This window comes from Streptomyces sp. NPDC051315, assembly GCF_044455165.1.
Taxonomy (GTDB): Bacteria; Actinomycetota; Actinomycetes; order Streptomycetales; family Streptomycetaceae; genus Streptomyces.
This window is the reverse complement of record NZ_JBITEN010000010.1, coordinates 223,380-248,001: the sequence shown is the minus strand read 5'-3', so window position 1 is coordinate 248,001 and position 24,622 is coordinate 223,380. Positions and strand designations below refer to the sequence as shown.

At 73.7% G+C, this 24,622-nt stretch carries 23 protein-coding genes; 7 read left to right on the top strand and 16 right to left on the bottom strand.

The window, feature by feature from the left end; genetic code table 11:
* Positions 1-84: 84 nt before the first annotated feature.
* The 3 genes from rplT to infC form a co-directional block, all read right to left on the bottom strand.
* On the bottom strand, positions 85-468 hold the full coding sequence (rplT, locus tag ACIBBD_RS21010) for a 50S ribosomal protein L20 (protein ID WP_030381833.1): 384 nt from the start codon (positions 466-468) through the stop codon (positions 85-87).
* Between the two features lie 96 nt (positions 469-564).
* Complete coding sequence (gene rpmI, locus ACIBBD_RS21005; protein ID WP_007829094.1) at positions 565-759, bottom strand: 50S ribosomal protein L35; 195 nt, start codon at positions 757-759, stop codon at positions 565-567.
* Positions 760-870: 111 nt separating this feature from the next.
* Positions 871-1,524, bottom strand: coding sequence for a translation initiation factor IF-3 (gene infC, locus ACIBBD_RS21000; RefSeq protein ID WP_391647190.1), 654 nt, complete (start codon positions 1,522-1,524; stop codon positions 871-873).
* A gap of 407 nt (positions 1,525-1,931) precedes the next feature.
* Here infC and ACIBBD_RS20995 point away from each other — a divergent pair, with 407 nt between their 5' ends.
* Positions 1,932-2,309: a DUF1844 domain-containing protein gene (locus tag ACIBBD_RS20995; protein ID WP_399420963.1), complete on the top strand. Its 378-nt coding sequence runs from the start codon at positions 1,932-1,934 to the stop codon at positions 2,307-2,309.
* Positions 2,310-2,344: 35 nt separating this feature from the next.
* On the opposite strand, the gene ACIBBD_RS20990 is transcribed toward ACIBBD_RS20995, so the two are convergent.
* A complete protein-coding gene (locus ACIBBD_RS20990; RefSeq protein WP_399420962.1) occupies positions 2,345-3,076 on the bottom strand; it encodes an SseB family protein in 732 nt (243 codons plus the stop codon).
* A 150-nt stretch (positions 3,077-3,226) separates the two neighbouring features.
* Between ACIBBD_RS20990 and ACIBBD_RS20985 the strand changes: the two genes are divergently transcribed.
* Positions 3,227-4,231 (top strand): serine hydrolase, encoded by a 1,005-nt coding sequence (locus ACIBBD_RS20985; RefSeq protein ID WP_399420961.1) that lies wholly within the window; start codon positions 3,227-3,229, stop codon positions 4,229-4,231.
* On the opposite strand, the gene mycP is transcribed toward ACIBBD_RS20985, so the two are convergent.
* Positions 4,232-5,422 (bottom strand): type VII secretion-associated serine protease mycosin, encoded by a 1,191-nt coding sequence (gene mycP / locus ACIBBD_RS20980; RefSeq protein WP_399420960.1) that lies wholly within the window; start codon positions 5,420-5,422, stop codon positions 4,232-4,234. It lies immediately after the preceding gene.
* Positions 5,419-6,729 carry a hypothetical protein gene (locus ACIBBD_RS20975; protein ID WP_399420959.1) on the bottom strand — a complete coding sequence of 437 codons (1,311 nt, stop codon included), beginning with the start codon at positions 6,727-6,729 and terminating at the stop codon, positions 5,419-5,421. The genes mycP and ACIBBD_RS20975 overlap by 4 nt, the downstream gene beginning before the upstream one ends.
* A gap of 949 nt (positions 6,730-7,678) precedes the next feature.
* Between ACIBBD_RS20975 and ACIBBD_RS20970 the strand changes: the two genes are divergently transcribed.
* Positions 7,679-8,881, top strand: coding sequence for an amino acid deaminase/aldolase (locus ACIBBD_RS20970; RefSeq protein ID WP_399420958.1), 1,203 nt, complete (start codon positions 7,679-7,681; stop codon positions 8,879-8,881).
* Position 8,882: 1 nt separating this feature from the next.
* Here ACIBBD_RS20970 and ACIBBD_RS20965 read toward each other — a convergent pair whose 3' ends face one another.
* From ACIBBD_RS20965 to ACIBBD_RS20950, 4 genes are read right to left on the bottom strand one after another with little or no spacing between them, the layout of a single operon-like run.
* A complete protein-coding gene (locus ACIBBD_RS20965) occupies positions 8,883-9,824 on the bottom strand; it encodes a DUF2510 domain-containing protein (RefSeq protein ID WP_399421030.1) in 942 nt (313 codons plus the stop codon).
* A 27-nt stretch (positions 9,825-9,851) separates the two neighbouring features.
* Entirely contained in the window at positions 9,852-10,634 is a 783-nt protein-coding gene (locus ACIBBD_RS20960; protein ID WP_399420957.1) for a 3-oxoacyl-ACP reductase, read from the bottom strand.
* Complete coding sequence (locus ACIBBD_RS20955) at positions 10,631-12,034, bottom strand: aldehyde dehydrogenase family protein (protein WP_399420956.1); 1,404 nt, start codon at positions 12,032-12,034, stop codon at positions 10,631-10,633. The genes ACIBBD_RS20960 and ACIBBD_RS20955 overlap by 4 nt, the downstream gene beginning before the upstream one ends.
* An 11-nt stretch (positions 12,035-12,045) precedes the next feature.
* Entirely contained in the window at positions 12,046-13,404 is a 1,359-nt protein-coding gene (locus tag ACIBBD_RS20950) for a glutamine synthetase family protein (RefSeq protein WP_399420955.1), read from the bottom strand.
* A 104-nt stretch (positions 13,405-13,508) separates the two neighbouring features.
* Between ACIBBD_RS20950 and ACIBBD_RS20945 the strand changes: the two genes are divergently transcribed.
* Together ACIBBD_RS20945 and ACIBBD_RS20940 are read left to right on the top strand one after the other, a co-directional pair.
* Complete coding sequence (locus tag ACIBBD_RS20945; protein WP_399420954.1) at positions 13,509-14,243, top strand: FadR/GntR family transcriptional regulator; 735 nt, start codon at positions 13,509-13,511, stop codon at positions 14,241-14,243.
* 58 nt (positions 14,244-14,301) lie between these two features.
* A complete protein-coding gene (locus ACIBBD_RS20940) occupies positions 14,302-15,006 on the top strand; it encodes a gamma-glutamyl-gamma-aminobutyrate hydrolase family protein (protein ID WP_399420953.1) in 705 nt (234 codons plus the stop codon).
* A gap of 219 nt (positions 15,007-15,225) precedes the next feature.
* Here ACIBBD_RS20940 and ACIBBD_RS20935 read toward each other — a convergent pair whose 3' ends face one another.
* Positions 15,226-16,338 carry an ABC transporter substrate-binding protein gene (locus tag ACIBBD_RS20935; RefSeq protein ID WP_399420952.1) on the bottom strand — a complete coding sequence of 371 codons (1,113 nt, stop codon included), beginning with the start codon at positions 16,336-16,338 and terminating at the stop codon, positions 15,226-15,228.
* A gap of 388 nt (positions 16,339-16,726) precedes the next feature.
* Positions 16,727-17,677: a LysR family transcriptional regulator gene (locus ACIBBD_RS20930; protein ID WP_399420951.1), complete on the bottom strand. Its 951-nt coding sequence runs from the start codon at positions 17,675-17,677 to the stop codon at positions 16,727-16,729.
* A gap of 71 nt (positions 17,678-17,748) precedes the next feature.
* Between ACIBBD_RS20930 and ACIBBD_RS20925 the strand changes: the two genes are divergently transcribed.
* Complete coding sequence (locus tag ACIBBD_RS20925) at positions 17,749-18,864, top strand: TDT family transporter (RefSeq protein WP_399420950.1); 1,116 nt, start codon at positions 17,749-17,751, stop codon at positions 18,862-18,864.
* Here ACIBBD_RS20925 and ACIBBD_RS20920 read toward each other — a convergent pair.
* From ACIBBD_RS20920 to ACIBBD_RS20905, 4 genes are all read right to left on the bottom strand, one after another.
* On the bottom strand, positions 18,776-19,495 hold the full coding sequence (locus tag ACIBBD_RS20920) for a helical backbone metal receptor (protein WP_399420949.1): 720 nt from the start codon (positions 19,493-19,495) through the stop codon (positions 18,776-18,778). The genes ACIBBD_RS20925 and ACIBBD_RS20920 overlap by 89 nt on opposite strands.
* Positions 19,495-20,061: a helix-turn-helix domain-containing protein gene (locus ACIBBD_RS20915; RefSeq protein ID WP_399420948.1), complete on the bottom strand. Its 567-nt coding sequence runs from the start codon at positions 20,059-20,061 to the stop codon at positions 19,495-19,497. The genes ACIBBD_RS20920 and ACIBBD_RS20915 overlap by 1 nt, the downstream gene beginning before the upstream one ends.
* Before the next feature lie 452 nt (positions 20,062-20,513).
* Entirely contained in the window at positions 20,514-22,328 is a 1,815-nt protein-coding gene (locus ACIBBD_RS20910; RefSeq protein WP_399420947.1) for an ABC transporter permease/substrate binding protein, read from the bottom strand.
* The gene (locus tag ACIBBD_RS20905; RefSeq protein WP_399420946.1) at positions 22,321-23,403 is read right to left on the bottom strand and encodes a glycine betaine/L-proline ABC transporter ATP-binding protein; all 1,083 of its coding nucleotides are present in this window, start codon (positions 23,401-23,403) and stop codon (positions 22,321-22,323) included. Before ACIBBD_RS20905 ends, ACIBBD_RS20910 begins: the two co-directional genes overlap by 8 nt.
* Positions 23,404-23,647: 244 nt before the next feature.
* On the opposite strand from ACIBBD_RS20905, the gene ACIBBD_RS20900 reads away from it, so the two are divergent.
* Positions 23,648-24,568: a 5'-3' exonuclease H3TH domain-containing protein gene (locus ACIBBD_RS20900; protein ID WP_399420945.1), complete on the top strand. Its 921-nt coding sequence runs from the start codon at positions 23,648-23,650 to the stop codon at positions 24,566-24,568.
* Positions 24,569-24,622: the final 54 nt, after the last annotated feature.

Below are 24,622 nucleotides of genomic sequence, written 5' to 3'. Positions count from 1 at the left end.
TCGGCGACCACGCGGACACAGCAGGACCCGCAGGCCGTCAGACCTGCGGGTCCCTGAGCACGTCGGCCTAGAGCCGGCGCGGCGTCACGCGGCCTTCGGCGCGTTGACGTCGCTCGGCAGCGCCTTCTGCGCGACCTCGACGAGCGCGGCGAACGCGTTGGCGTCGTTCACGGCGAGCTCGGCCAGGATCTTGCGGTCGACCTCGACGTTCGCGGCCTTCAGACCCTGGATGAAGCGGTTGTACGTCATGCCGTTGGCGCGGGCAGCGGCGTTGATGCGCTGGATCCACAGCTGACGGAAGTCGCCCTTGCGCTTCTTGCGGTCGTTGTAGTTGTAGACCAGCGAGTGGGTGACCTGCTCCTTGGCCTTGCGGTACAGGCGCGAACGCTGACCGCGGTAGCCGGAGGCCTGCTCGAGGATCGCCCGGCGCTTCTTGTGGGCGTTGACTGCCCGCTTGACGCGTGCCACTTGTTAACTCCTTGTAGCGGGGCCGTGGGTGTCCTCACACGGCCCGGAAACGATTGGGTCCCGGTCAGAGATCAGGCGCGGGATGCGCGCCCGACGTCACTTGCCGAGAAGCTTCTTGATCTTCTTGGCGTCGCCCGGGGCCATCTCGGCGTTGCCGGTGAGGCGACGCGTCAGACGGGACGACTTGTGCTCGAGCAGGTGGCGCTTGCCGGCGCGCTCACGGAGCACCTTGCCGGAGCCGGTGACCTTGAAGCGCTTGCTGGCACCGCTGTGCGACTTGTTCTTCGGCATAGCGCCGTTCTCTCCTCGTCGGTGGCGCTCCGGTGCCCGGTCGCGAAAACCGGGCACAGGTGGAGCGTCGCTCGTGTATCGGTTACGTCCCTGGGACTGGCGTCCCGGGGGTCACGCCTCGGCGGAAGCCTCGGCAGGCGCCTCGGCGTTCACGGCGTCAGAGTCCGCGGCGTTCTGCGAACGGCCCGGGTTGGCCTTCGCTTCGGCCTTGCGGGCCTCCTGCGCCTGACGGGCCTCGGCCATCGCCTCGGTCTTCTTCTTGTGCGGACCGAGGACCATGATCATGTTGCGGCCGTCCTGCTTCGGGTTCGACTCGACGAACCCGAGGTCCTGGACGTCCTCCGCGAGACGCTGCAGCAGTCGGTAGCCCAGTTCGGGACGGGACTGCTCACGACCGCGGAACATGATCGTGATCTTGACCTTGTCGCCCTGCTTGAGGAACCGGACGACGTGACCCTTCTTGGTGTCGTAGTCGTGCGGGTCGATCTTCGGCCGGAGCTTCATCTCCTTGATGACCGTGTGCGCCTGGTTCTTGCGCGCCTCACGGGCCTTCATGGCCGACTCGTACTTGAACTTCCCGTAGTCCATGAGCTTGCAGACCGGCGGGCGGGCGTTCGCCGCGACCTCGACCAGGTCCAGGTCGTACTCCTGGGCAAGCTCCAGTGCCTTCGCGAGCGGCACGATGCCGACCTGCTCGCCACTGGGACCGACAAGTCGCACCTCGGGAACGCGAATCCGGTCGTTGATGCGGGGCTCGGCGCTGATGGATCCTCCTCGGTAGCACCACGCGGCGGTCTGGCGGACGGCCGCGTAACGTCTGTGTTCGTTAGGCTTATAACCACGCCGAAGCACAAAAAATGCCCCGAACGATCACAGGCGGGGCTCCAAGCACTACCGGAGCACCATCGCGAGGATCGCGGGGCGCACTACCGGGCGACTCCATCGTCCGTACGGAACGATGGTGGCCGCCTGACCGGGGTGACCCGCCGCCCGGAAGGGTGGTCGGGTGGGAGTTCGGAGCCTCCACTTGTGGGCCGGGCCCGCTTGCTGGGGGGCACGCGTGTCCGACCGGTCGTGACACGAGATTACCAGCTCGTGGAGGCGTGCGCTAATCCGGTGTCTCCCGCCTCCTGCTGTCAAGAGGGCGCACGACGGGCCCTATCGTGTCCTGCATGAGTGAGACCTCCCCCTCGGACACCCCCGAGACCCCCGGCGGCGCCGGCTTCGACGAGATGACCCGCGACATCGCGGAGGTGCCCGCGGTCGAGGTGATCGTGACGGTCGCCGTCAACCTGATGAGCGCCGCCGCCGTGAAGCTCGGTCTGACCGAGGAGGGCGACAAGTACAAGGACCTGGACGAGGCCCGCAAGCTGGTCACCGCCCTCGCCGGGCTGCTGGACGCGAGCGCGACGGAGATCAGCTCCTTCCACGCGGCGCCGCTGCGCGACGGCCTGAAGTCGCTCCAGCTGGCGTTCCGCGAGGCGTCGATCGTCCCGGACGAACCGGGCCAGGGTCCGGGCGAGAAGTACACCGGCCCGGTCTACGGCTAGCTCAGCCGCGTACCTGGTTCGTCCGCGTACGCAGTTCATCCGCGTACGTACAGGGGCTCGCCCGGAGGCGTCGTCCCGGCCGGCAGCAGTGCCAGGTCGAGGCCGCGCACCAGGCGGGCCCTCAGCGTTTCGTCGGCGGCGAGCCGCCGCGCCACGGCCTGGGCGGCCTCGGCGGGGGCGGCGGCCGGGTCCAGGACGAGGGCCAGGGTGCCGTCGGCCTGCCCGGGACCCAGGTGGGCCCGGAGCACGGCGGGCTCGGCGGCCACCGCGGCCCGGACCGCCCCCACCACCGCCGGGTCGGTGAGCGGGTCGGTCGTGGTGCGCCCCTCGGCGAGGGCGAGCAGCGCCGGTCCCGTCAGTTCGAAGGGCACCGGTCCGGCCAGGTCCAGCACGACCGTGTCCGCCTTCTCGTGCGCGGCCGCCTGCAACGCCTGGTGCAGGGGTACGGCGACGGGGCGGGCCCCGGGGTCCCAGCGGGCGAGGGAGTCGGTGGAGGTGAAGGCGGGCAGGGCCGTGCGGTGGCCCGCCTTCAGGGTCGGGACGGCCATGTCGCTGGTCTTCTCGCGGCGCAGCCCGTTCTCGTCCTCCTCGACCTCCCCGAGCACGGCCACGACGGGGACGAGGAGCCGGGCGCCCCTGAGGGCCTCCAGCACCGGGCCCACGGCGGTGCGGTCCTCGGCCCAGGCGGCGAGCGCGGCGCTCAGCGCGGGGTCGGCGGAGCCGTCGTCGTCGGAGAAGCCGGGGTCGGGAATGTTCTTGTTCGCCACGGTCACCGACCCTATCGGGGGGATGCCGCCGGGTTCGTGCGGGGCCGGAAACGCGGCCGTGACGTCTTTCACGGGTTTCTCAGACTTCCCTGACACACATTTCACGTCCGTCCAACGGCGCGCACAGTCGGCGCACCGAGCATCGCGGGCATGGAGTCTCACAGAGCACGTCGCGGCAGCCGCGCTCGCCCGTCCCGGCGCCGTCCTCTCCTCCGCTCCGCGCTCGCCGCCGTCGCCGTCCTGGGCGCCACGGCGGGCGGGACCGTGTACGTGAAGGCGCAGGGGCACTCGGGCCAGGAGGTCCTGTCGTCGTCGGTGACGCCGTCACTCTCGGCGTCGGCGTCGTCCGGAGGGGTGTCGGTGGAGTCGGTGAAGCCGGTGACGGGGGTAGGGGTCGAACGCGACGCGTCGCTGGCGGCGGCCATGGAGTCGGTGACCGTGCCGGACGGGGCGGAGGTGTCCGTGGCCGTGCTGGACGTGGACTCCGGCGAGAGCGCCGCGTACGGGACGGCCGCCTTCGACACGGCGAGCATCGTGAAGGTGGACATCCTGGCGGCGCTGCTCCTCCAGGCGCAGGACGACGGACGCCTGCTCACCGCGCAGGAGAAGGCGTACGCCACCGCGATGATCGAGAACAGCGACAACGACTCGGCGTCGGCCCTGTGGCGGGCCATCGGGAAGGCCGGTGGTCTCGACGCGGCGAACGAGCGCTTCGGGCTCACGGACACCGAGGGCGGCGCCGACATGCTGTGGGGGCTGACCCGGACCACGGCCGTCGACCAGCTCACCCTGCTCCGGCAGGTCTTCGGTGACGACTCCGAGCTGAGTGAGGCCTCCCAGGCCTATCTGCGGGCTCTGATGGGGCAGATCGCCGCAGGGCAGCGGTGGGGTGTCTCGGCGGCCGCGGACGGTTCCTCGTGGGCGCTGAAGAACGGCTGGCTGCCGCGTACGGCGACCGGGCTGTGGGACGTCAACAGCATCGGGCGGGTGACCGTCGACGGGGGCGACTTCCTGGTGGCCGTGCTGTCCGACGGCAACGCGACGCAGGAGACGGGCATCGCGCTGGTCGAGGCGGCGGCGAAGGCGGCGGTGTCGGCGTTCACCGGTGCCGGGGTGTCGGCTTCGTCTTCGGCTTCGTCTTCGGCGGCCGGGTGACTAGAACGTCTCGTACCGTTCGCGGCGGCCCCGCCACAGGACGACCGCGGCCACCAGCAGCACTCCCCCGGTCCCGCCGGCGAGCGGGCCGGCCCAGCTCGACGCGTCGTCGCCGGCCTTCTCGGCGTCCGGGCCGGGGCCGAAGTACTTCTCGCCGTAGGACGCGGCCCGCAGGTTCTCGGGGGTGAGGTCGGCGGCGGCCTCGATGGCGGCGGCCGGGTCGATGAAGCCGGAGCCGCGGGAGTCGTCACGGCCGCCGGTGGGGGCGTTGCGGGCGGTGTCCTCCAGGAGCTTCTTGATCTGCGCCGGGGTCAGGCCCGGGTGGGCGGCCTTCACGAGGGCGACGGCACCGGAGACGAAGGCGGCCGCGGCGGACGTGCCCCAGCCCTCGTAGTACTTGTGGTCCGGGTCGGCGATGACGACGTCGACGCCGGGGGCGCTGACCGTGGCGTACCAGCGGCGGGTGGAGAACGAGGCGCGGGTGCCGTAGCGGTCGACGGCGGTCACGGCGATGACGCCCGGGTAGGCGGCCGGGTAGGAGATGTGGTCGCCCTTCTCGCCGCCGTTGCCGGCCGAGGCGACCACCACGGAGCCCTTCTTCAGGGCGTACTGGACGGCCTCGTCCTCGGCGGGTTCGGGGTGCGCGGAGGCGGAGTCGTCGCCGAGGGAGAGGTTGATGACGTCGGCGCCCTGGTCGGCGGCCCAGCGGATGCCTTCGGCGAGGGCGTTGCCCCGGGTGTTGCGGGCCCTGGTGCGGGCCGGGTCGCCGTCCTCCAGGATCACGCGGACGGGCAGGATCTTCGCCTCCGGGGCGATGCCCATGACGCCGTCGGCGTTGCCGTGGCCGTGTCCGTGGCCGGCGATGATGCCGGCCATCGCGGTGCCGTGGCGGGCCCAGGCGCGGTCGCCGTCCTTCGCGCCGAAGCCGACCAGGTCCTTGCCGGGCAGGACGTTCCCGTCGAGGTCGGGATGGTCGGCCTCGACGCCGGTGTCGAGGACCGCGACGGTGATGCCCTCGCCCCGGGTGGTCCGCCAGACCTCGTCGGTGTGCAGGGCCTCCAGCCCCCACTGCTGGGCGCGTATGCCGTCCGCGTGCGCGGGGGCTGCGGGCAGGAGGGCGAGGGACGCGAGGAGGCCGCACAGCAGGCCCGCCCGGCGCGTCGTCGTGCGGCTCGTGGGCCTGCTGCTCATGAGGGCTGCTCCGGGGGCGAGACGGCGGTCTTGCGCAGGGCGCGCTCGATGCGGTCGGCGAGGCCCTTCGCCTCGTTGCCCAGGCCGGCCTGGGCGGGCGCCGAGGTGGCGCCGGACGCGGTGGCCTCCGCGGCGGGCTGCGGGGTGCCGACGGTGCGGCCGTCGGCCCAGCCGGAGACGGCGTAGACGACGACGGGCGCGTCGGTGAGGACGGAGATCGTCCAGGAGGCGCGCTGCTGGTCGCCGAAGGCGGCGGCGACGGTGTCCTTCGCGGCGTACGGGCGGGGCATCAGGTCGGTGCGGCGGGCGAGGCCCTCCTGCTCGAAGCGGGTCTTCAGCGCGCGCATGCCGGCCGCGTCGGCCTTGGTGAACAGCAGGCCGACGGTGGTGACGTAGCTCTGGGTGGCGTCGGTGTAGGTGGCACGCAGCAGGCGGGTGCAGCCGACCGGGGTGAGGGCCTTGAGCAGCAGCGGGTCGAAGGCGTCGGCGCAGCCGCCGTCCGGGGCGACGGCGATCCGCGTCCAGGTGCGGTCGGCGCCGCCGGGGCCCGCGCCCCGTCCGTCCACGGCGGGCGGGAACAGCTGGTCCACGGGGACGTTGTGCCAGAGGCTCCCGGCGGTGGTGTAGGCCCCCTGCCCGCCCGCCTCGGCGGAGCCCCCGACGAGCCAGCTGCCGGTGACGGAGCCGCCGATGAGGCCGAGTCCGAGGACGACGCAGGCGGCGGCCGCGACGGTCCGGCTCCGCCGGGTCCGCGGCGCGTCCCGGTACCCCTCGGGCTGTGCGAACGTCACGACGGGCCGCGTGGCACCGGGCGCGTCGCCCGGCGTCATCGGGGCGCTCCAGGACCGGGCGGGGTCGAGGTCCGCAGGCGCGGACCGCGGGCGCGGCGGAGCCTGCGGGGGCTGCGCGGTCGCGGACGCCCGCGAGGCGTCGGGACCGGGGTGCCGCGCGGCCACGCCGGGGTTCCAGGCCGGCCGGGCGTCGTCCTCGACGGCGTCCGGCCCGGAGGGCGCGTCGGGACGTCGCCCGGGTACGGCGGAGGACAGGGCGTCCCGGGGAGGCTGCGTGGGGGCGGGTGCCCAGGTACGGGGCAGCGGGGTCCAGGCGGCGCCGGAGTCGGGAGTCCGGGGGGTGTCCGGGGCGTCGGGGCCGGTCGAGCGGGGGCCGTCCCGGCGCGCGGGGGGAACGTCGGCCGCGGCAGGACGGGGACCGCTGGGGCGGGCGGGGGAGGCGTCGGCCGCGTTCGCCGGGCGGGGGGCCTGCGGGCGAGGAGGCCGCGCGTTGTCCGCGCCGGCGGAACGGCCCATCCCGGCGTCAGCCGGACGCGCACCCACCGGACGCGCGGCACCGGCGGACCCGGAACCTGCCGGGCGGCCACCGGCCGGGCGAGCCGGGCGGGTGGTCTCCGGGTGTGCTCCGCTCGGCTCGTCGCCGCTGCGTGAGGACGGCCCGGTGGAGCCGGGCCGTGGGGCGGGGGCGGTTCGGCCTGTGGGGGGTGGGGTGTCCGGGAAGCGGGCGGACGCGGGGGGTGGCGGCGGGATCATCTGGTCCGGGGTGCGCAGGTTCGGGAAGCGGGGGGCGGGGGGTGCCTGCGTCGAGGAGGACGGGGAGCGGCCCGGGCGTGCGGCGGGCACGGTCCGGCCGGCCCGGGGCGCGATGTCGTCGGGGGGGGGGCGGGCCGGCGGGGGGGGGGGGGGGGGGGGGGGGGCGGGGGGGGGGGGGGGGCGCCCCCCCCCCCCCCCCCCCCCCCCCCCGGGACCGGCGGTGTTCCGGGGCTCGGGCGCTCGCTGCGCCGTGCCCGCGTTCCTCGGCGGTTGTGCGGGAGCGGCCGTTCCCGGTGTCCCCACCCGCGGCGGCTGGGCCGGGCGCGGTGGTGCCGTCGGCCGCGGAGGCGTGTCCGGGGCAGGGGGGCCGGAGGCGGGAGGAGTGGGCGGACGTGGGGGGATCGAGGCGCGGCGTGCTTCCGTGCTCATGCACCCCCCGTTTCCTCGTGCCCGGGCCGTCGTTCTCCTGCGCGGGCCCTCGCTGCTCGTGCCCGGGCGGCCCGGTGCGGACCCACGGGTCCGTTCCGGGCACGCGTACCCGCACGGGCGCACCGGCATCCCGGCGCGGCCGGCCGGCCGAAGCCGTTCGTCCGTGCGTGCGCGTCACTCTACGGCTTGTTGCCGAGCGAACGGGAACCCGTCCCACGACCCCGGGGCATCTGCCCGGAACGTCCCCCTACCCTGCGGTAATCCGGTCTGGCAGGCTGCGTTCATGACTGCGCGCGCCGCCGACCGGGCCCGTTACGACCGGGCAACCGCCCATCTCGACGCCCCCCTCGCCCTCGTGGACCTGGACGCCTTCGACGCGAACGCGGACGACCTCGTCCGCCGGGCGGGCGGCAAGCCGGTCCGCGTCGCCAGCAAGTCCGTCCGCTGCCGGGCCCTGCTGGAGCGCGTCCTGGCGAAGGACGGCTTCGCGGGCATCATGTCGTTCACCCTGGCCGAGTCGCTGTGGCTGGCGCGCTCCGGATTCGACGACATCCTGCTCGCCTATCCCTCGGCGGACCGGGCCGGCTTCGCCGAACTGGCCGGTGACCCCAAGCTCGCCTCGGCCGTCACCGTCATGGTCGACGACGTCGCCCAGCTCGACCTGATCGACGCCGCGCGCGCCGACGGGCGCGAAGTGGTGCGTGTCTGCCTGGAGTTGGACACCTCCCTGAAGCTGCTCGGCGGGCGGGTGCGGGTCGGCGCGCGGCGCTCGCCGCTGCACTCCCCCTCCCAGGTCGCCGAGGTGGCACGGGCGGTGGCCCGGCGGCCGGGGTTCCGGCTGGTGGGGATCATGGCGTACGAGGGGCACATCGCCGGCGTCGGTGACGCGGTCGCCGGACGCCCGCTGCGTTCGCGGGCGGTGCGGCTGATGCAGGCCGCCGCGCGCCGTGAACTCGCCGAGCGGCGTGCCGCGGTGGTGCGCGCGGTGCGGGCGGTGGCGCCGGACCTGGAGTACGTCAACGGCGGCGGCACCGGCAGTGTGCAGTACACCGTCGCGGAGGAGGCCGTCACCGAGGTCGCCGCCGGCTCGGGGCTGTACGTGCCGCGGCTGTTCGACAACTACACGTCGTTCCGCGGCCGTCCGGCCGCCCTCTTCGCCCAGCCCGTGGTCCGCAGGCCGGGGGTGGGGGTCGTGACCGTCCTCGGCGGCGGGTATCCGGCCTCCGGTGCGGCCGGTCCCGACCGGCTGCCGGTGCCGTACCTGCCGGAGGGGCTGCGCTACGACCCGCAGGAGGGTCCCGGCGAGGTGCAGACGCCGCTGCTCGGCGCCCCCGCCGACGACCTGCTGATCGGCGACAAGGTGTGGTTCCGGCACGCGAAGGCCGGTGAGCTGTGCGAGCGGTTCGACGTGTTGCACCTGGTTCAGGGCGACACGGTGACGGCGACGGTGCCGACGTACCGGGGCGAGGGCCACACGTTCCTGTAGTTCACCGCGTCGGCCCGAGGCCGCTGCCGACCCCGCCGCCCGTGTCCGCGTCGCCGATCGGGCGGATGCCCTTGGTGATGCGGTCCATGTCGGCCAGGGGAGGTCCGTCCTCGCCGGCGTGGAAGACGTAGCGGACGAGGACCGGGGCCTGCGTGCCGACCGTGGAGGGGAAGACCAGGGACTGGACGTGGCCGCCGGGGCCCTCGGCGGTCGTGACGCGCCAGCGGACGTAGTACCCGGCGCGGCCCGCGACCGCGACCTGGCCGGAGGCCACGACCTGGTGGGACTCGATGCCGCCGAAGGGGCGCCGGCCGAGGAGGTCGCGGTCGTAGGCGGCGTCGGCGGCGTCGGCGATGTCGGCCTCGGCCAGGGCCTTAGGCGAGGTCTCGGCGGTGTCGGTGACCGTGCGGGAGACGACCAGGCCGTGCCGGCAGACGCCGCCGTCGCCCGGGCATTCGTAGGTGCCGTCGGTGGTCATGACGGCGTCGGGCTCGGTGACGTGCTGAGGGGTCTCCCAGCCGTCGAGGAGGGGGAAGGTGACGCCGTTCAGTTCGTCGACGACGACCGCCGGGCCGTCGGCGGGGGAAGCGGAGGTGTCGGGTTCGGGGGTGGCGGGCCCGGGCGCCGGTGCCGACGCGGTGGAGGCGGTCGGGGCCGCGGCCGGTTCCGTACCGTTCCCGCCGTTCGCGCCGAGGACGACGACGCCCGTCACGATCGCCGCGACGAGGACGGCCCCGGCCACGACCAGGGCCACGGCCCCCGCCCGGCCGGAGCGCCCGCCGGCACAGGCCACCGGCGGCCCGAAGCCCTCGGGTGCCGGCGGCACCGGGGCGGGCGCCGGGACCCGGGGGGCGCGCCGGTGTTCCGTCCAGGTCGTGCCGTCCCACCAGCGTTCCCGGTGGGGGTCCGACGGGTCGCGGTACCAGCCGGGCGGGGTCGTCATGCTCATCCCGGCACTGTAGGGCGGGGGCTACAGGGGCGTGACGTAGGCGCCCGAAATCCCGCCGTCCACCAGGAAGTCGGTGGCGTTGACGAAGGAGGAGTCGTCGCTGGCGAGGAAGGCGACGGCGGCGGCGATCTCCTCGGCCTCGGCGAACCGGCCGAGCGGGATGTGGACGAGACGGCGGGCCGCCCGCTCCGGGTCCTTGGCGAACAGCTCCTGGAGCAGCGGGGTGTTGACCGGTCCGGGACAGAGCGCGTTGACCCGGATGCCCTCCCGGGCGAACTGCACGCCCAGCTCGCGGGACATGGCCAGCACACCGCCCTTGGACGCCGTGTACGAGATCTGCGAGGTGGCCGCGCCCATCCGGGCCACGAAGGAGGCCGTGTTGATGATGGAGCCCTTGCCCTGGCGCCGCATGTAGGGGATGGCGGCCTTGCAGCACAGGTAGACGGAGGTGAGGTTGACCTCCTGGACGCGCTTCCAGGCCTCGAGGCCGGTCTCCAGGATGGAGTCGTCGTCGGGCGGGGAGATGCCGGCGTTGTTGAAGGCGATGTCGACGCTGCCGTAGGTGTCGTACGCCGTCTTGAACAGGGTTTCGACCTGCTCGGGGTCGGTCACGTCGACCTTCACGAAGGTGCCGCCGACCTCCTCGGCGGCCGCCTTGCCGCGGGTCTCGTCGACGTCGCCGCAGACGACGTGGGCGCCCTCGGAGGCGAGGCGGCGGGCGGCGGCGAGGCCGATGCCGCTGCCGGCCCCGGTGACGACGGCGGTACGGCCGACGAGCCGGCGGCAGATGATCTCTTCGGTCACTGTGCGGGGCCCTCCGTGCTGATGAAGACGTTCTTGGTCTCGGTGAAGGCGGTCAGGGCGTCCGGGCCCAGTTCCCGGCCGACGCCGGACTGCTTGAAGCCGCCGAACGGGGTCCAGTAGCGGACGCTGGAGTGGGAGTTGACGGACAGGTTGCCCGCGCGCACGGCCTGCGCGACGCGCAGGGCGCGGCCGACGTCCCGGGTCCAGACGGAGCCGGAGAGGCCGTACGGGGTGTCGTTGGCGAGGCGGATCGCGTCCTGCTCGTCGGTGAACGGCAGCAGCACGGCGACGGGGCCGAAGATCTCCTCGCGGGCCGCGGCGGAATCGGACCGCTCCCCGGTGAGCACGGTCGGCGGGAACCAGAAGCCGGGCCCGTCGGGTGCGCTGCCGCGCAGGGCGGGGGCGTCGTCCGGCACGAACGACCGTACGCGATCCACCTGCTGACGGGAGATCAGCGGACCCATCCGGGTGGCCTCGTCGGCCGGGTCGCCGACCACGACGGCGGACAGCTCGCGGGCCAGGAGGTCGGCGACCTCGTCGTACACCGACTCCTGGACCAGGATCCGGGTGCGGGCACAGCAGTCCTGGCCGGAGTTGTCGAGGAACGAGAAGGGGTCGACGGCTGCCTTGAGGTCGGCGTCGGCGAAGACGACGTTGGGGCTCTTGCCGCCGAGTTCGAGGGTGACGGGCTTGACGTGCCGGGCGCAGCGCTCCATGACCTCGCGGCCGGTGCGGGTGGACCCGGTGAACACGATCTTCGCGACGCCCGGGTGGTCGACCAGGGCGCGCCCGGCGATGTGGCCGTGGCCGGGCAGGACCTGGAAGAGGTGCTCGGGCAGGCCCGCCTCCAGGGCCAGTTCGGCCAGGCGGAGCGCGGTGAGCGGGGTGGTTTCGGCGGGCTTGAGGACGACGGCGTTGCCCGCGGCGAGGGCGGGGAAGGAGCCCCAGGCGGCGATGGGCATCGGGAAGTTCCAGGGGGCGATCACCCCGACGACGCCGAGGGGCTCGTGGAAGGTGACGTCCCAGCCGCCGGGGACGGGGATCTGGCGGCCGGTGAGGCGTTCGACACCGCCCGCCGCGTACAGCAGCAGGTCGCGGGCGTTGCCGGCCTCCCAGCGGGCGTTGCCCAAAAGGTGGCCGGCCTCGCGGACCTCGAGGAGTGCCAGTTCCTCGACCTGGCGGTCGACGACGTCGGCGAAGCGGCGCAGCAGGCGGGCCCGGTCGGCGGGGGCGACGGCCGCCCAGGCCGCCTGGGCGGCGCTCGCGCGGGCGACGGCGCGGTCCACGTCGGCGGGGTCGGCGGCGGGGACGGTGGCGACGACCTCCTCCGTGGCCGGGTTGAGGACGGTCAGCTCGTGCGGGTCGGGCTGCGGGGAGTCGGTCTGGTGCGCGTCGGACAAGGGATGCCCTTTCACATGCGTTCGAAGGAGCGGCGCAGCTCCCAGTCGGTGACCGCGGCGTCGAAGGCCTCCAGCTCGACGCGTGCCATGTTGCGGTAGTGCGCGACGACCTCGTCGCCGAAGGCGGTCCGGGCGATCGGGCTGCTCTCCCACAGGTCGGCGGCCTCGCGCAGGGTGGTCGGGACGTGCGCGTGGTCGGCGGTGTAGGCGTTGCCCGGGCAGGGATCGGGCAGCTCGAGTTCGCGCTCGATGCCGTACAGGCCGGCGGCCACCAGCCCGGCGACCGCGAGGTGCGGGTTGACGTCGCCGCCGGGCAGCCGGTTCTCGAAGCGCAGGGAGCGGCCGTGGCCGACGACGCGCAGAGCGCAGGTGCGGTTGTCGTGGCCCCAGGCGACGGCGGTGGGGGCGAAGGAGCCCGGCTGGAACCGCTTGTAGGAGTTGATGTGGGGGGCGTACAGGAGGGAGAAGTCACGTAGGGCCGCCAGTTGTCCGGCGAGGAAGTGCCGCATGACGTCGGACATCCCGTCCGGCCCGGCCATCGCGTTGTGGCCGTCCGCGTCCGCGAGGGAGAGGTGGATGTGGCAGGAGTTGCCCTCGCGCTCGTTGTACTTCGCCATGAAGGTGAGGGAGACGCCCTCCTGGGCGGCGATCTCCTTGGCGCCGGTCTTGTAGATCGCGTGCTGGTCGCAGGTGACCAGGGCCTCGTCGTAGCGGAAGACGATCTCGTGCTGGCCGGGGTTGCACTCCCCCTTGGCGGACTCGACGGTGAGGCCGGCGCCGGCCATGTCGTTGCGGATGCGGCGCAGCAGGGGTTCGACGCGGCCGGTGCCGAGGATGGAGTAGTCGATGTTGTACTGGTTGACCGGGGTGAGGCCGCGGTAGTTCGCGTCCCAGGCCTGCTCGTACGTGTCCTTGAAGACGATGAACTCCAGCTCGGTGCCGACCTGGGCGGTGTAGCCGAGCGCGGCGAGGCGTTCCAGCTGGCGGCGGAGGATCTGGCGGGGCGCGGCGGCGACCGGGGAGCCGTCCTCCCAGGCGAGGTCGGCGATGAGCAGGGCGGTGCCGGGGTGCCAGGGCACGCGGCGCAGGGTGGCGAGGTCGGGGCGCATGGCGAAGTCGCCGTATCCCCGATCCCACGAGGACATGGCGTATCCGTCGACGGTGTTCATCTCCGTGTCGACGGCGAGGAGGTAGTTGCAGCCCTCGGTGCCGTGGTGGAGGACCTCGTCGAGGAAGAAGCGGGCGGCGAACCGCTTGCCCTGCAGACGCCCTTGCATGTCCGGGAAGGCCAGGACGACAGTGTCGACCTCACCGCCCGCCACGAGGGCGTGCAGTTCCTCGACGGCGAGCGGGGGTGTGCGGTCTGCCACGGGAGGGCCTCCTTAAGGCTTCCTCGGCTTCTGCTGCTTCGTTCGACGGCCGGGAGCCATAAGGTATTGCTGAGAACCATTGTTTGGGAAGGGGGCGCGGCCAGATGTCGGTGGAGGCTGACGGCGGTGCGGACGACCGGCTGACGCCGGTGCTGCGGCCGGTGCGGGCGGGGAACGGTTTCGAGGAGGCGCTTGAGCAGATCCTCCAGGTCGTCCGGCTGGGCCTGGTGCCGGGCGGGGAGCGGCTGCCGGCCGAGCGGGAGCTGGCGGAGCGGCTGGGGATCAGCCGGGTGACGCTGCGCGAGGTGCTGAAGGTCCTCCAGGACCAGGGGCTGGTGGAGTCCCGCCGGGGCCGGTACGGCGGAACGTTCGTGCTGCCGCGCACGGACGTGGGCGGCGAGGACGAGCTGCGGCGGCGGATCGCCGAGACCGACATCGAGGACGTCCTGCGCTTCCGGGAGGTGCTCGAGGTGGGCGCCGCGGGCCTGTGCGCGGCCCACGGCCTCACCGGGGAGCAGGCCGGGCGGCTGCGCGAGGCCCTGGCCCGCACCCAGGACGCCCCCCTGACCGACTACCGCCGCCGGGACACCCTGCTCCACCTCACCCTGGCCGAGCTGTGCGGCTCGCCGTCGCTGACGGCGCAGTACGCGGCGGTCCGGGCGACGGTGAACGACCTCCTGGACTGCATCCCGCTGCTGGTGCGCAACCTGGAGCACTCGCAGCGCCAGCACGCGGCCCTGGTGGAGGCGGTGCTCGACGGGGACGCGGACGGGGCGCGGGAGATGATGCGGGAGCACTGCGCGGGGACGGCGGCGCTGCTCAGGGGGTTCCTGGCGTGACCGGCGGGCGTGTTCAATGGTTCGGCTGGAGTCCATTCGAGGGGTGGGAGAGCGCAGCATGGTGAGCGGGACGGGCCGGCCGCTGATCGGCGTCACCACGTATGTGGAGACCGGGGCGCGCTGGGGGGTGTGGGAGCTGGACGCGGCCCTGCTGCCCGTCGGATACCCACGGCTCGTGCAGCGGGCGGGCGGACTGGCCGCGATGCTCCCGCCGGACGCGCCCGAGCACGCGGCGGCGACCGTGGCGCGGCTGGACGGCCTGGTGATCGCGGGCGGTCCGGACGTGGAGCCGGTCCGCTACGGCGCCGAGCGCGACCCCCGCACGGGGCCGCCGGCGCGGGAGCGGGACGCGTGGGAGCTCGCCCTGGCCGACGCGGCGCTGACGGCCGGCATCCCCCTGCTGGGCATCTGCCGGGGCATGCAGCTGCTGAACGTGGCCCTCGGCGGGACGCTCGTGCAGCACCTCGACGGGCACGCGGAGATCGTCGGCGTCTTCGGCCGGCACCCCGTGAAGCCGGTCCCGGGCACGCTGTACGCCGATCTCGTGCCGGAGGAGATGTCCGTGCCGACCTTCCACCACCAGGCGGTGGACCGCCTCGGCGCCGGCCTGATCCCGTCGGCGCACGCGGCGGACGGGACGGTGGAGGCCGTGGAACTGGCGTCCTCCGGTGCCGGAGGGTGGGTGCTGGGCGTCCAGTGGCATCCGGAGATGGACGAGGACCTGCGGGTGATGCGGGGGCTGGTGCGGGCCGCGGGGCGCTGACGGAGGAGGTGACGCGGGACGCGCCGGCGCGGGTGATCCGGTCGGACGAGACGCCGCCGGCACACCCGTCCGACGGCTCCGTGTGCCGTTTGCCCGGGCCTCGCCGCCCGGCGCACCACGGTCCGCGGCGGGGTGCGCGTCCACCCGGCGCGTGTCCCCGGGGGCTGTTCCTCACGCGGTGCGCCGCGGCCGGCCCGTCCGGCGCGTGCGGACGAGGCATCAGCCGGTGTGAAGGATCCGGAAGCGATCGGGTGCCGCCGGATCCCGGTCGACGACCTGGACCGGCGTCCGAGCCCATTGCCAGACGCCGATGCCCGGCGTGCGGGTGAAGCGGATCTGCCCGCGGGTGCCTTCGACGGCGACGCGCGGCCAGGCTGCGGCGGTGCGCGCCCGGTCCCCGCCCTGAGCACGCAGCACCTCGGCGAGGACGACGACCGTGTCGTAGCCCTCGAAGGCGACGAAGGAGGGCGCTTCGGCCAGCCGCTCGCGGAGGACCGTCCCGACGCGTGCGCCGAGTGGGCCGAGACGCTCGGGCAGGTAGCGCAGGAACGGGATCGCGGCGCCGGCGTCGCCCAGCGACGTCGCCCATGAGGCGAACTCCGGTTGCCCGGCCGGAGCGCCGATCATGACGTCGGCGAGGCGCTGGTCGCGGCGGACGGACCTGACGATCGACACGGCCGGCTCCGGGTGGCCGGCCAGCAGAAGGAGGGCTGTCGCGCGATGGCCGACGAGCTCGTCGCACGCGGCCGTGGGCGTGAGCGCGCGCATGTCGAGTGCGGTCACGGTGCCGCCGTGCCGAGCGAGGTGGTCCCGCAGGATGCGGGTCCCCCTCGCCCAGTAGAGACTCGACTGGGCTGCTACGGCGATGCGACGGTGGCCCGCGCCGAGGAGGAAGTCCGCGAAGATCCGCCAGCCGCGGGACTGCGGCGGGGAGAGGCGCGCGACCCATTCCGCCGGCTCCTCGGTGAGCGCGTCGAGCACCGCGGACGAGCAGAGGAACGGCAGGCCGAGGGCGTCGGCCCGGGCTGCAGCGGCACGAGCGACCACGCTGTGATACTCCCCCGCCAAGGCGGCCACGCCCAGACGGGCCAGTTCGTCCACGGCCGCCACGGCCCTCCGCGGGTCGGCCGCGGTGTCCCGGACCACCAGCTCGAGTGGTCTTCCGGCGATCCCGCCGGCGGCATTGACGTCACGCACCGCCAGCTCGAGCCCGGCGAGCAGGTGTCGGCCCGCCTCGGTCCAGCCGGGCCGAGTCAGCGGAACGAGAGTGCCGATCCGCACGGATGATCCGTCGGCCCGTTCCGCTCCGGGTGCGGAGGGTGGCGTGTTCATGCGCCGGCGTCCCCCGTGTGACGATGCGGTCGCGGTGTGCCCTGGCAGTGCGCGTGCGTCTCATCCCGCCGCGGCGGGCACATCTGGGCGATCATGCCGGACATTGCATCCACCACCGTCGCCGAGAGGCAACCGATTATGTGCTCGCCGAGGTGCCGGGCCGCGGCCTCGGCCTCCTCCTCGAGCCACCGACGCCGAGGAGCCGGCCGGCGAGGGACGGCGGCGTTACGGTGTCGAGTCCTCCGTCCGCCTGCAACTCCTGCGAGCCGCGAAGCTCTCGATCGCGACCGGTGCGGCCATCGCCTCCGCCTGACCGCGCCCCGCCGGCCGAAGCGGACCGTCGTCACGAAGGGCCGACCGCTGCTCTGCGACGGGCGGAGTCCCGGGCCTACCCCCGCGTCAACGACAACAGCTCCCGCGCCGGACCCGTGGGCCGATGCCCCGTCGGCCACACCGCCCGCAGGTCCCGGGCGAGCAGCACCCCCTCCACCGGCACCCTCACCAGGCGCCGCATGGCCAGCTCCTCCCCCACCGCGAGCTCGCTCAGCACCGCCGGCCCCGCCCCGCTCACCGCCGCTGCCTTCACCGCCGTCGTCGAGGACAGTTCGATCAGCGGCCGGGCCAGACCGCCCAGCGCCGCGTCCAGAACCTGCCGCGTCCCCGAACCCTTCTCCCGCAGGATCAACGGTGTCGACGCCAGTTCCCCTGCGGACAGCGGACGGCGCCGCCGACCCCACGGATGAGCGGGCGCGGCGACGACGATCAGGTGGTCGTGGGCGATGACCGTCGAGTCCAGCCCGGAGGGCACGGTCAGGCCCTCCACGAAGCCGAGGTCCGCCTCCCCGGACAGCAGCCGCTCCGCCACGGCCGCGGAGTTGCCCGCGAGCAGCGACACCGCGGTGTCCGGCCGCTCCGCGCGCAGCGCGAGCAGCCAGCCGGGCAGCAGGTACTCGGCGATGGTCATGCTCGCCGCGACCCGCAGGCGCGAGTCCCGCCGGTCCCGCAGTGCCTGCGCGCCCGCGTCGAACGCCTGGGCCGCCTCGACGATCCGTCGCGCCCAGTCCGTGACCAGCGCCCCGGCGTCGGTGAGCCGGGAGCCGCGCGGCGACCGGTCGACGAGCGCCACCCCCAGCTGGCGTTCCATCGAGCGGATCCGGCTGCTGGCCGCGGGCTGGGTGATCCCCATCTCGCGCGCCGCCCCGCCGAGGCTGCCGAGCCGTGCCACCGCCAGCAGCAGTTCCAGCGCGCCGAGGTCCGGGACCCGGTGCGCGATCGAGCCCGCCGCGCCGGGCGAACGTGCCCCCTCACCGGCGGATGTCTCTGTCTCCCCACTGGCCATAAGACCAGTTTATGCCCCCATAGACTCAAACTCCCTGGTCGCGGGCGTGCGCGGGCGCGACCGTGGGGTTCATGATCACCGTCCGCCACCTCGGTCCGAACTGGTACGCCACGGTCATGGGCACGGCCGCCGTGGCCACGGCGGGCCGCGCGCTGCCCGTCCCGGGGCTGCGCCCGGCCTGCACAGCCGTCTGGGCCCTCTCCCTCGTCCTGCTGGCGGCCCTCCTCACCGCCCGTGCCCTGCACTGGCGCCACCACCGCGACCAGGCCCGCGCCCACCTCCTCGACCCGGCGACGGTCCCCTTCTACGGCTGCCTCGCCATGGCCCTGGTCGCCGTCGGGGGCGGTGCGCTCACCGCGGGCCGCGACTGGATCGGCACCGGGGCCGCCGTCGCCCTCGACGCCGTGCTGTTCACCGCCGGTACGGCCGTCGCGCTCGCGGGCGCCGTGGCGGTGCCGTACCTTATGGCCGTACGCCACCGCGTCGGGCCGGGGCAGGCGACGCCCGTGTGGCTGCTGCCGCTCGTGGCGCCGATGGTGTCGGCCGCGTGGGGACCGCTGCTCGTCCCGCACCTGCCGGCCGGGCAGCCGCGGGAGACGCTGCTCCTCGCGTGTGTCGCGCTGTTCGGGCTGAGTCTGCTGGCCACGCTCGTGATGCTGCCGGTCGTCTTCGGCCGGCTGGTCGCCGGCGGGCCGCTGCCCCTGCCGCTGACGCCGACCCTCTTCCTCGTCCTGGGACCGCTCGGGCAGTCCACCACCGCGGTCGGGACGTTCGCGGAGATCGCCCCGGGGGTCGTGCCCGCGCCGGACAGCCGCGGCTTCGCGGTCCTCGCCGTCCTCTACGGCGTGCCCGTCATGGGGTTCGCGCTGCTGTGGCTGTGTCTGGCCACCGCGCACGTGGTGCGGGCCCGCCGGCGCGGGATGGGCTTCGCGATGACCTGGTGGGCGTTCACCTTCCCGGTCGGCACCTGTGTGACCGGCGCCGCCGCCCTGGCCCGGCACACGGGCCTCGTCGCCTACGAGGTGCTCGCGGGCGGGCTGTACGTCGTCCTCGTCGCCGCCTGGACCGTCGCCGCCGCGCACACCGTGCGCGGGCTGGTCAGCGGCGCGCTGCTCGCAGCTCCCCGGCCAGCACCCGCGGCGCCTCGGCGAGCGACGGGCCATACCACGTCAGGTGCCGTCCGCTGACCAGCGCGCAGGGCAGACCGGGGAAGACCTCCGGGCCGTCGTCGGGGGTGAAGCGGTAGGGCTCGTCGGGCAGGACGACCAGGTCGGGGGCGGCCGCCCGCAGCTCGGCCGACGGGATCCTCGGGTAACGGTCCTCGTGCGTGGCGTGGACGTGGTCGACGCCGAGGCGGGCCAGGACGTCGCCCGCGAAGGTGTCCCGGCCGAGCACCATCCAGGGTCGGCGCCAGATCGGGACGACCGCCGTCCGCCGGGGTTCGAAGGGCTCCGGCGCCGCCCATGCCGCCTCCGCCTCGTCCAGCCAGCGCGGACGCGAGCGCGCCCCGCACGCCCGAAGCACCCGCGCCAGTTCCCCGAAGGCCTGCGGAACGTCCCGCACCTCGGTCACCAGCACCCCGACGCCGGCCGCGCGCAGGGCCGCCAGGTCGGATTCCCGGTTCTCCTCCTCGTTGGCGACGACCAGGTCGGGGGCGAGGGCGACGATCCGGTCGGTCTTCGGGTTCTTGGTGCCGCCCACACGGGTGACGTCGAGGTCAGCCGGGTGGCTGCACCAGTCGGTGGCGCCGACCAGGGCGCCGGGCACGGACACGGCCACCGCTTCCGTGAGCGACGGCACCAGCGAGACGACCCGCACTACCGTCTGCGGTTCCGGACGGCTTCGATGTGCTCCGCGACGGCGACGACGACTATCCGGGTGTCCGGGACGGTGGCCCGCCAGCGGTGGCGCACCCCGCCGGTGAGGTACAGGGTGTCGCCCCGGCCGAGACGGTAGGCGCGGCCCTCGGCCTCGATCTCCACGGCGCCGTCGGCCACGTACATCAACTGGTCGTTGCGGTACTGGAACTCCCGGCCGGCCTCGTGGTCGCCGGTGAACTCCGAGGCGTGCATCTGGTGGTGGCCGCGCACGAGGGAGCGGGACCGCGGCTCCGGCCCGGCTTCGACGAGCTCGGCGCGGACGACGTCGACGCTGCACGCCGGGTCGGCGGCGGCGAGGAGTTCGACGGCGGTGGTGCGCAGGGCGTCGGCCACCTTCTCCAGGGAGCTGGTGCTGGGCCGGGCCCGGTCGTTCTCGATCTGGCTCAGGAACGGCACCGACAGGCCACTGCGCTCGGCCACGACGGCGAGAGTGAGCTCCAGGGACCGGCGCCGCCGCCGGACGGCCGCGCCCACCCGGAGGGGCTGTTCTTTGTGGTCGCCCATCGCTCCGGCTCCCTCCTCCGCTCGTCGCCCCGACTACCCGAGTGCCCCGCAGCGGGCACACGTTCTCTGATGACTTCTCTGCACCCTACGCATGTTCGGCAAACCGTTTCATGTGCCCGTCACATCGAGGACACACGGCGTCACGCGGGACCTCACAGTTCGCGCCAGTCGATCATCCCCAGGGGATCACGGGGCGGGGGCGGCGCGCTCGTGTTCCTCCGTTCAATGCGCGGGCGGACCGTCGTGTTCCCGTTCGTCCCGGGTCGCGATCGCGGCTGGTCGCACGGCCGGCGGCGGCAGACGGCCACCGGCCGGGTCCGGGCGTGGACGTAGCGCTGCGTGGTTGGCCGGATCCTTGCGTGGGACGACGGCGCGAGGGGCGGGCCCCGTCGTACGTGTCGGAGACGTACGACGGTGCCCGCCCCTCGCCGGACGGTCGCGGGGCTGTCAGGTCACCCGGCCGCCCTGCTCTTCTCCCCCGCTCCGGCCACCGGTACCCACCTGTCGACCAGGCCGGGGTTGTCCTTCAGCCAGGTGCGGACGGCGTCCTGCTCCTTGCCCTTGCCTGCCTTCTGGATCCGCGCCTCCAGGCCGGTCAGCTGGCCCTCGGTCATCGAGAAGTCCTCGAGCCACTTGCCGACCTCGGGGTGGTCGGCGGCGAAGCCCTTGCGGGCCAGGGTGTGCACGCCGTCGCCCTTGCCCCAGGCGCCCTCGGGGTCCTTCAGCTTCTTCAGGCCGTACTCGCTGTACGCCCAGTGCGGCGACCAGAGGGTGACGACGATCGGCTCCTTCTTGGCGTACGCCCGCTTGAGTTCGGCCAGCATCGCCGGGGTGGAGCCGTCCACGACCTTGTAGGTGCCGTCGAGGCCGTACTGCCGGAGGACCTTGTCCTTGAGCAGGCCCATCATCCCGGCGCTCGGCTCGATGCCGGTGATCCTCCCGCCGAACGCGGCGGACTTGCCCTTCAGGTCCGCGAGGGAGTTCACGTCCTTCATGTACGAGGGGACGGTGAGCTCCAGGGAGGTGGGGCCGTACCACTGGCCGAGGTCGTCGAGCTGCTCGCCGTACTTCTTCCAGTACTCCGCGTGAGTGGTGGGCAGCCAGGAGTCGGTCTGGAAGTCGACCTGGCCGGTGGCCAGGCCCGTGTAGAGGGGACCGGCGGCGTACTGGGTGGTCTTCACCTCGAAGCCGCGTTCCTCTAGCAGTTCCTTCCAGAGGTAGGTGGAGGCGATGCCCTCGTCCCAGGGGATGTAGCCGATGGTGATCTCCTCGCCCTTGCCGACGTCCGTGGCGGAGGCCTCGGCGGTGCCGGGGTTCGAGCCGAGGACACCCCTGCCGCCGGCGACGAGGGCGAGGACGACCACGCCGACCACGGCCACGGCCGCACGGGGGCGGTACGTCCACACGGTCGTGCGGGCCTTGGCGGCGGCGCGGCGGCCGAGCGGGGAGATGCGGGTGCCGAGGGCACCGGTCATGCGGTCCAGGTAGATGGCGAGGACGACGATGCCGAGGCCCGCCTCGAAGCCGAGGCCGATGTCGAGCTGGCCGATGGCCTCGTTGACGGCGCCGCCCAGGCCGCCGGTGCCGACCATGCCGGCGATGACGACCATCGACAGGCCGAGCATGATGACCTGGTTGACGCCCGCCATGATCGTCGGCAGGGCGAGCGGCAGCTGGACCCTCAGCAGGGTGTCGCGGGGTGTCGTACCGAACGCCTCGGCCGCTTCGACGAGCTCGGCGTCGACCTGGCGGATGCCGAGTTCGGTCATGCGGACGCCGGGCGCGAGGGCGAAGATCAGGGTCGCCACGACACCGGCGGGCACGCCCATGCCGAAGAACAGGATGGCCGGGATCAGCAGGACCATCGACGGCATCGTCTGGAGCAGGTCCAGGACGGGCCGCACGGCCGCGCTGACGGCCCGGGAGCGGGCGGCCCAGATGCCCAGCGGGACGGAGACCACCAGGGCGATCACCGTGGCGACGAGCACCAGGGACAGGGTGGACATCGCCTCCTCCCACAAAGCGAGGGAGTCGATGAGGGCGAACCCGGCGAAGGCGAGGACGCCCGCGGCCAGGCCGCGCAGCCACCAGGCGAGCACCGCGAGGATGCCCGCGAGCAGCAGGGGCTCGGGGGCGGTGAGGACGGTGTCGATGCCGTCGTACATGCCTTCGACGACCGCCTTGACCGCGTCGAAGAGCCAGGACATGTGGGTGACGAGCCAGTCGACGCCGGAGTCGACCCAGTCGCCGAGGTGCAGCCTAGGCACGGGCCACCTCCTTCCCGTCGGTGCGCTGACTGGCGCAGCGGGCCTCCTCGGCCCGCTCGTCGCCGAGGAAGCCGACCAGGCGCCGCCGGGGGACGACGCCGACGAGGGTGCGGCCGGCGTCGAGCACGGCGACCGGGTGCGGCACCCGGGCGCTGAGCGCGCACAGGTCGGTGAACGGGGTGCCGGGGGTCGCCGTCGCGCAGCCGCAGTCGGCCTCGTCGCCGCTGACGTCGGTGTCCATGACGGCGGAGGCGGTCAGCACGCGGGAGCGGTCGACGTCCTGGATGAAGGAGGCCACGTAGTCGTTGGCCGGCCTGACCAGGATGTCCTCGGCGGTGCCGGTCTGCACGATGCGGCCGTCACGCATGACGGCGATGCGGTCGCCCAGGCGCATGGCCTCGTTGAGGTCGTGGGTGATGAAGACGATCGTCTTCTTCAGCGTCTGCTGGAGCGTGAGGAGCTGGTCCTGCATGTCACGGCGGATCAGCGGGTCCAGCGCGCTGAAGGACTCGTCCATCAGGAGCAGGTCGGCGTCGGTGGCGAGGGCGCGGGCGAGGCCCACGCGCTGCTGCATACCGCCGGACAGCTCGTCCGGCCAGGACTTCTCCCAGCCGGCCAGGCCGCACAGCCGCAGCGCCTCGGCCGCGCGCTGCTCGCGCTCGGCCCGCGGGACGCCCTGGACGGCGAGGCCGTAGGCGGCGTTGTCGAGGACGCTGCGGTGCGGGAAGAGCGCGAAGTGCTGGAAGACCATGCTGATCTTCTTCGCGCGGACCTCGCGCAGCTCACGCTCGGTGAGCGCGGTCAGGTCCTGGCCGTCGAAGAGGACGCGTCCCGACGTGGGCTCGAGCAGTCCGTTGAGCATGCGCAGGAGGGTGGACTTGCCGGAGCCGGACAGGCCCATGACGACGAAGATCTGGCCCGGGTCCACGGTGAAGGAGGCGTCGATCACGGCGGCGGTGGTGCCGTCGGCGCGCAGCTCCTCCCGGTCGGCTCCGCCGCGGAGCCGTTCGACTGCCTCGTCCGGTCGTCTGCCGAACACCTTGTACAGGTGTTCCGCCTCAAGCCTGGAGGACACACATACCTTCTCTTCTCGGGGGCAGGGACGGAGAGGCACCGGGGGCCGTGACAGTTCGCGGGGAAGCCGACAGGCCCCTGAGGATCGCTAACAGTTGAACGTGCAACCGACACCGCTCCGACGCGGCGCCTGCCCGGGCCGAAGCGGGGCAAACACACGAGTGGGCCAGTTCACAGGGCCTCCACGGATGGGCGGGAGTGAACACCGGCGCCTCACGGGGGCGGCGGTGCGGCATGATGCCTGCGTGACCGGACGACTGATGCTCCTCGACACCGCCTCGCTCTACTTCCGCGCCTACTTCGGCGTCCCGGACTCCGTGAAGGCGCCGGACGGCACACCGGTGAACGCCGTGCGGGGGCTGCTCGACTTCATCGACCGCCTGGTCAGGGACCACCGGCCCGACGAGCTGGTCGCGTGCATGGACGCCGACTGGCGGCCGCGGTGGCGGGTCGACCTGATCCCCACCTACAAGGCGCACCGTGTCGCCGAGGAGCACGCGACGGGCCCGGACGAGGAGGAGGTCCCGGACACCCTCTCGCCCCAGGTACCGGTCATCGAGGCCGTGCTGGACGCCCTGGGCATCGCGCGCGTGGGCGTCGCCGGGTACGAGGCGGACGACGTGATCGGCACGTTCACCGCGCGGGCGGGGGGCCCGGTGGACATCGTCACCGGCGACCGCGACCTGTACCAGCTGGTGGACGACGCGCGGGGGGTGCGGGTGCTGTACCCGCTGAAGGGCGTCGGCACGCTCCAGCTCACCGACGAGGCCTGGCTGCGGCAGAAGTATGGGGTCGACGGCCGCGGGTACGCGGATCTCGCGCTGCTGCGCGGCGACCCGAGCGACGGACTCCCGGGCGTGGCCGGCATCGGGGAGAAGACCGCGGCCAAGCTGCTGGCCGAGTTCGGCGACCTGGCCGGGATCCTGGCGGCGGTCGACGACCCGCGGGCGAAGCTCACGCCGACGCAGCGCAAGCGGCTCACCGAGGCACGGCCGTACCTCGCCGTCGCGCCGAAGGTGGTCCGGGTCGCCGACGACGTGCCGCTGCCCGAGGTGGACACCACGCTTCCGCGCACGCCGAGGGAGCCCGAGACCCTGGAGGCGCTGGCGCGACGCTGGGGGCTCGGCGGGTCGCTGCAACGGTTGACGCACACTCTCGCCGCATAAACGGGATCGGGGGGCATGACAGGGGGGAGGGAATGCTAACTTAGGTAAACCTAA

Bases quoted from the DNA above. Each gene is read 5' to 3' on its own strand.
- ACIBBD_RS20945 (WP_399420954.1), top strand. From the start codon at position 13,509: ATGTCGGTGGAGGCTGACGGCGGTGCGGACGACCGGCTGACGCCGGTG.
- ACIBBD_RS20935 (WP_399420952.1), bottom strand. From the start codon at position 16,338: ATGAACACGCCACCCTCCGCACCCGGAGCGGAACGGGCCGACGGATCA.
- ACIBBD_RS20985 (WP_399420961.1), top strand. From the start codon at position 3,227: ATGGAGTCTCACAGAGCACGTCGCGGCAGCCGCGCTCGCCCGTCCCGG.
- ACIBBD_RS20970 (WP_399420958.1), top strand. From the start codon at position 7,679: ATGACTGCGCGCGCCGCCGACCGGGCCCGTTACGACCGGGCAACCGCC.
- rpmI (WP_007829094.1), bottom strand. From the start codon at position 759: ATGCCGAAGAACAAGTCGCACAGCGGTGCCAGCAAGCGCTTCAAGGTC.
- ACIBBD_RS20995 (WP_399420963.1), top strand. From the start codon at position 1,932: ATGAGTGAGACCTCCCCCTCGGACACCCCCGAGACCCCCGGCGGCGCC.
- mycP (WP_399420960.1), bottom strand. From the start codon at position 5,422: ATGAGCAGCAGGCCCACGAGCCGCACGACGACGCGCCGGGCGGGCCTG.
- ACIBBD_RS20940 (WP_399420953.1), top strand. From the start codon at position 14,302: ATGGTGAGCGGGACGGGCCGGCCGCTGATCGGCGTCACCACGTATGTG.
- ACIBBD_RS20925 (WP_399420950.1), top strand. From the start codon at position 17,749: ATGATCACCGTCCGCCACCTCGGTCCGAACTGGTACGCCACGGTCATG.
- ACIBBD_RS20915 (WP_399420948.1), bottom strand. From the start codon at position 20,061: ATGGGCGACCACAAAGAACAGCCCCTCCGGGTGGGCGCGGCCGTCCGG.
- ACIBBD_RS20930 (WP_399420951.1), bottom strand. From the start codon at position 17,677: ATGGCCAGTGGGGAGACAGAGACATCCGCCGGTGAGGGGGCACGTTCG.
- ACIBBD_RS20965 (WP_399421030.1), bottom strand. From the start codon at position 9,824: ATGACGACCCCGCCCGGCTGGTACCGCGACCCGTCGGACCCCCACCGG.
- ACIBBD_RS20975 (WP_399420959.1), bottom strand. From the start codon at position 6,729: ATGGGCCGTTCCGCCGGCGCGGACAACGCGCGGCCTCCTCGCCCGCAG.